At 68.5% G+C, this 5,176-nt stretch carries 6 protein-coding genes; 5 read left to right on the top strand and 1 reads right to left on the bottom strand.

Annotation, left to right across the window (positions count from 1 at the left end):
- Nucleotides 1-111 precede the first annotated feature (111 nt).
- A complete protein-coding gene (gene dksA / locus GSQ95_RS24995; protein WP_158892797.1) occupies nt 112-516 on the bottom strand; it encodes an RNA polymerase-binding protein DksA in 405 nt (134 codons plus the stop codon).
- 192 nt (nt 517-708) lie between these two features.
- Here dksA and GSQ95_RS24990 point away from each other — a divergent pair, with 192 nt between their 5' ends.
- The 5 genes from GSQ95_RS24990 to GSQ95_RS24970 form a co-directional block, all read left to right on the top strand.
- Nucleotides 709-1,413 (top strand): FadR/GntR family transcriptional regulator, encoded by a 705-nt coding sequence (locus GSQ95_RS24990; protein WP_044341678.1) that lies wholly within the window; start codon nt 709-711, stop codon nt 1,411-1,413.
- Nucleotides 1,414-1,435: 22 nt separating this feature from the next.
- Nucleotides 1,436-2,329, top strand: a complete 894-nt coding sequence (gene ltnD, locus GSQ95_RS24985) for an L-threonate dehydrogenase (protein ID WP_158892799.1) — start codon at nt 1,436-1,438, stop codon at nt 2,327-2,329.
- Nucleotides 2,330-2,334: 5 nt separating this feature from the next.
- Nucleotides 2,335-3,627, top strand: coding sequence for a 3-oxo-tetronate kinase (gene otnK, locus GSQ95_RS24980; RefSeq protein ID WP_158892801.1), 1,293 nt, complete (start codon nt 2,335-2,337; stop codon nt 3,625-3,627).
- Nucleotides 3,624-4,262, top strand: coding sequence for an aldolase (locus tag GSQ95_RS24975; RefSeq protein ID WP_158892803.1), 639 nt, complete (start codon nt 3,624-3,626; stop codon nt 4,260-4,262). The genes otnK and GSQ95_RS24975 overlap by 4 nt, the downstream gene beginning before the upstream one ends.
- A gap of 139 nt (nt 4,263-4,401) precedes the next feature.
- The coding region (locus GSQ95_RS24970; RefSeq protein WP_256664713.1) for an SLC13 family permease at nt 4,402-5,176 on the top strand (775 nt) is incomplete at its 3' end.

Below are 5,176 nucleotides of genomic sequence, written 5' to 3'. Positions count from 1 at the left end.
GCGCTGTTGGGCTTCGACGATGGAGCTGTCTCAGCCCAACCTACGGGTCCGCTTTGTTCTCTCTCCCCCTGGGAGAGGGTTGGGGTGAGGGAAAGCCCGGCTACCGCCCCCTCACGACGACTGCAGATGCCGTTCGCGCTGCTCCTGGCGCTCCTTGGCTTCCACGCTGAGGGTCGCAGTAGGCCTCAGCAGCAGGCGGGCAAGGCCTATGGGTTCGCCGGTCTCCTGGCACCAGCCGTAGTCGTCGCGGGCCAGGCGTTCCAGGGCTTCGTCGATCTTGTCCAGCAGCTTCTTTTCCCGTTCCAGCTGGCGCAGTTGCCACTGGCGTTCCCGCTCGGCATTGCCGACATCGGCCGGATCACCGTGGGTGTCCAGGCCGCGCAGGTCCTCCACCTGCTCGTCGATGAGGCATTGCAGGTCGCCACGCTGGGTCAGCAGCAGTCGACGAAAGAATTCCCGCTGGACCTCGTTCATGTAGTCCGCGGCAGGTTGTGCCAGGAGTTCTTCAGGAGTCATGGAGCAGCCCTCAACCGGTAAGTGTTATATTATAACACTTACTAGCGGCTCTAGCCTGCATCTGCCAGCCGTAGAATCCATCACAAAAATTCCGTAGTGCCTCCGTCAAAACCACTACACAACGGGAAAAGCCTGTGCGAAAGTAGCGCCACAACCTGTATGACAACCTTACAACCACATAAGCAGGTCTCCATGTTCGCCAAGGTTCCCGCCAATGTGCTGAGCGACAGCGTCGCTCAGCAGCTGCTGGACAAGATCGAAGCCGGCGTCTTCGCCCCCGGTAGCAAGATCCCCAGCGAAGCCCTGCTCTCCGAAGCCTTCGGTGTCAGCCGCACCGTGGTGCGCGAGGCCATCTCGCGGCTGAAGAACGAAGGCGTGCTGCAGCCCCAGCAGGGTCGCGGCATCTTCGTCACCGCCCACGCCAGCATCCGCCCGCTGCGTATCGACGCCGACGAAGCCAGCCTGCCCGGCAGCGTCTTCCACCTGCTGGACCTGCGGCGCGCCATCGAGGCGGAGATTGCCTCCGAAGCCGCCATCAACCGCAGCGAGACCGATCTGGTCGCCATCGACGAGGCCCTGGCCGCCATCGACGAAGAAGTCGCCGACGGCCATGACGGGGTACGCGCCGACGTGGCCTTCCATCGCACCATCGCCCAGGCCACCGGCAATCCCTACTTCATCAGGACCCTGGAATTCGTCAGCCAGTACCTGGAGACGGCCACGCGCATCACCCGCACCAACGAGGCGCGGCGCGAGGACTTCTCCCGCCAGGTGCACGAAGAACACCAGGCCATCGTCGCCGCCATCCGCCTCGGCGATCCCCTGGCCGCCGCCAACGCCGCCCGCCAGCACATCTACAACGCCGCCCGCCGCCTGCGGCAGGCCGGCTTCGCCTGACCTTTTTACGGAGAACAACAAGATGCAAGACAACGTCGGTGTCATCGGCCTTGGGGCCATGGGTCTGGGCGTCGCCCGTTCGCTGCTGCGTGCGGGTTTCGCCGTGCATGCCTGTGACGTGCGCGCCAGCGTGCTGGAAAGCTTCGCCAGCGAAGGCGGCGTAGCCTGCACCTCGCCCGCGGCCCTGGCCGACAGCTGCGACATCCTCATCACCGTGGTGGTCAATGCCGAGCAGACCGAAGCCGTGCTGTTCGGTGAAGGCGGCGCCGCCTCTGCCCTGCGTCCGGGCAGCCTGGTGATCGCCTGCGCCACCGTGGCCCCGGCCTACGCCGTCGAGCTGGGCGAGCGCCTGGCCGAGCGCGGCATCCTGCTGCTGGACGCCCCGCTCTCCGGGGGCGCCGCCAAGGCCGCCAGTGGCGAGATGACCATGATGACCTCCGGCACCGCGGAAGCCTATGCCAAGGGCGAGGCGGTACTGGCCGCCATGGCCGGCAAGGTCTATCGCCTGGGCGATGCGCCCGGCCAGGGTTCCAAGGTCAAGATCATCAACCAGCTGCTGGCCGGGGTGCATATCGCCGCCTCCGCCGAGGCCATGGCCCTGGGCCTGCGCGAAGGCGTCGATCCGGACGCCCTCTACGAGGTCATCACCCACAGCGCCGGCAATTCCTGGATGTTCGAGAATCGCGTGCCGCATATCCTCAAGGCCGACTACACCCCGCTGTCCGCCGTGGACATCTTCGTCAAGGACCTGGGCCTGGTGCTGGATACCGCGCGCACCTCGAAATTCCCGCTGCCGCTGTCGGCCACCGCCCACCAGATGTTCATGCAGGCTTCCACCGCAGGCTTCGGTCGTGAAGACGACTCGGCGGTGATCAAGATCTTCCCGGGCATCGAGTTGCCCAAGGCCGCGGAGTGAACCCCATGAGCCCGACCGAGACCCGCCCGCTGCTGGGCTGCATCGCCGACGACTTCACCGGCGCCACCGATCTCGCCAACATGCTGGTGCGTGGCGGCATGCGCACCGTGCAGGTGATCGGCGTGCCCGCGGCCGACGCCGAACTCGAAGCGGCCGACGCCGTGGTAGTGGCGCTGAAATCCCGCACCACGCCGGTCGGCGAGGCGGTGAGCGAATCCCTGGCCGCCCTCGCCTGGCTGCGCCAGCGCGGCTGCCGGCAATTCTTCTTCAAGTACTGCTCGACCTTCGATTCCACCGCCGCAGGCAACATCGGCCCGGTGGCCGAGGCCCTGCAGGAGGCGCTGGACTGCGACTTCACCCTGGCCTGCCCGGCCTTCCCGGAAACCGGGCGCACCCTGTTCCGCGGCCACCTGTTCGTGCAGGACCAGTTGCTCAGCGAGTCCGGCATGCAGCACCACCCACTGACGCCCATGGGCGACGCCAACCTGGTGCGGGTGCTGCAGGCGCAGAGCCGTGGCAAGGTAGGGCTGCTGCGCTACGATCAGGTCGCCAAGGGCCCCGAGGCCGTGCGCGCGGCCATCGCCGAACTGCGAAATTCGGGTCATCGCCTGGCCATCGCCGATGCCCTGTCCGACGCCGATCTGCATACCCTGGGCGCGGCCTGTGCCGAGCTGCCCCTGGTCACCGGTGGTTCGGGCATCGCCCAGGGCCTGCCGGAGAATTTCCGCCGCGCCGGCCTGCTCCAGGCGCACGATGCCGCTGCCCTGGCGCTGCCCGTCGGTGGCGAAGCCGTGCTGGCCGGCAGCGCCTCCCAGGCCACCAATGGCCAGGTCGCCGCCTGGCTGGAAGCCGGTCGCCCGGCCCTGCGCCTGGACCCGCTGGCCCTGGCCCGGGGTGACGACAGTATCGACGCCGCCCTCGCCTGGGTGCGTGACCAGGACCAGGCCGTGCTCATCTATGCCACCAGTCCCGCCGACGAGGTCAAGGCCATCCAGCGCGAGCTGGGCGTGGCGCGCGCCGGTGAACTGGTGGAACGCGCCCTCGGCCTGATCGCCCGGGGCCTGTTCGCCAGCGGCGTACGCCGTCTGGTGGTGGCCGGTGGCGAAACCTCCGGTGCCGTGGTCCAGGCCCTGGGCGTACAGGCCCTTCGCATCGGCGCCCAGATCGATCCGGGCGTGCCGGCCACCCTCGGCCAGGTCGAGGGCGAACCCCTGGCCCTGGCGCTCAAGTCCGGCAACTTCGGCAGCCGCGATTTCTTCGCCAAGGCGCTGCGCCAGCTGGCAGGAGAGCAGGCATGAGCGCCGAAGCCCGCCTGCGCGAAGAGATCTGCACCGTCGGCGCCAGCCTCTATGCCCGCGGCTACACCGTGGGCAGCGCCGGCAACATCAGCGCCCGCCTGGAAGACGGCTGGCTGATCACCCCCACCGACGCCTGCCTCGGTCGCCTCGATCCGGCGGCCATCGCCAAGGTCGGCCTGGACGGCGACTGGGTCTTCGGCGACAAGCCATCCAAGACCCTGGCCCTGCATCGCCAGGTCTATGACCGCAATCCCGGCGTGGGCGGCGTGGTGCACACCCACTCCACCCACCTGGTGGCCCTGACCCTGGCCGGGGTCTGGCGCCCGGACGACATCCTGCCGCCCATCACCCCCTACCAGGTGATGAAGGTCGGCCATATCCCGCTGATCCCCTATGCCCGCCCCGGCGCCGCCAGCGTCGCCGAGCAGGTGGCGCAACTGGCCAACCGGGTCCGGGGCGTGATGCTTGAACGCCTCGGCCCGGTGGTCTGGGAGAGCAGCGTGAGCAAGGCCAGCTTCGCCCTGGAGGAGCTGGAAGAAACCGCGCGGCTGTGGCTGCTCAGCGAGCCGCGCCCGGCGCCGCTCGATGCCGCCGCCCTGGCCGAACTGGCGGAGACCTTCGGCGCCGTCTGGTGACCTGAAGCCCGCGCCACCGCAATACCCCCACGATGGCCCTCGCCGGCCGTCGCGGGATCGGCTTGCCCTGGAAAAACAACAATAGCGAGGAAAGTGCCATGTCCCACGTCGTCAGCCCTACCCGCCCGGAGTCCCGTTCATGAGTCCGTTGCTGCTGGTCCTCATCGCCGCGGCGGGCATCGCCCTGCTGCTGTTCCTGGTTCTCAAGTACAAATTCCAGCCCTTCGTGGCGCTGATGCTGGTGAGCATCCTGGTGGCCCTGGCCGCTGGCGTGGAACCGTCCAAGCTGGTCGCCACCATCGAAGGCGGCATGGGCAAGATCCTCGGCCACATCGCCATTATCATCGCCCTGGGCGCCATGATCGGCCGCATCATCGAACTCTCCGGCGGTGCCGAGGCCCTGGCCAAGACGCTGATCGAGCGCTTCGGCAACAGACGCACGCCGCTGGCCCTGACCCTGGCCGGCTTCCTGGTCGGCATCCCGGTGTTCTTCGAAGTCGGCGTGATCGTGCTGATGCCGCTGGCCTATGGCATCGCCCGCACCGCGCGCAAGCCGCTGATCGTCTTCGCCCTGCCGATGTGCGCCACCATGCTCACGGTGCACGCCATGCTGCCGCCCCACCCGGGCGCCGTGGCCGCCGCCGGCCAGCTGGGCGCCGACCTGGGTCGGGTGCTGCTGTTCGGCCTGCCGATCACCGCCGTGCTGGCCCTGATCGGCTGGTGGGTGGCCGGGCGCATGACCCGTCGTCATTACCCCATGACCGACGACATCCGCAGCGACGTCTATGGTCCGCAGATCACCGACACCCACCTGCAGCAATGGGGCCGCGGCCAAGACATGGCCCCCGGCCTGCCCAGCCTCGGCGCCGCCGCGGTCAAGGTCGACGAGACCCCGGCCGGCCTCGCCGCCGGTC

The sequence above is a fragment of the Pseudomonas sp. BAV 4579 genome, assembly GCF_009765395.1.
In the GTDB taxonomy this organism is placed as follows: Bacteria; Pseudomonadota; Gammaproteobacteria; order Pseudomonadales; family Pseudomonadaceae; genus Chryseomonas; species Chryseomonas aestiva.
This window is presented reverse-complemented; position numbering and strand designations above follow the sequence as displayed.

Coding starts and splice junctions, on each gene's coding strand:
- GSQ95_RS24990 (WP_044341678.1), top strand. CDS start 709: ATGTTCGCCAAGGTTCCCGCCAATGTGCTGAGCGACAGCGTCGCTCAG.
- GSQ95_RS24975 (WP_158892803.1), top strand. CDS start 3,624: ATGAGCGCCGAAGCCCGCCTGCGCGAAGAGATCTGCACCGTCGGCGCC.
- otnK (WP_158892801.1), top strand. CDS start 2,335: ATGAGCCCGACCGAGACCCGCCCGCTGCTGGGCTGCATCGCCGACGAC.
- dksA (WP_158892797.1), bottom strand. CDS start 516: ATGACTCCTGAAGAACTCCTGGCACAACCTGCCGCGGACTACATGAAC.
- ltnD (WP_158892799.1), top strand. CDS start 1,436: ATGCAAGACAACGTCGGTGTCATCGGCCTTGGGGCCATGGGTCTGGGC.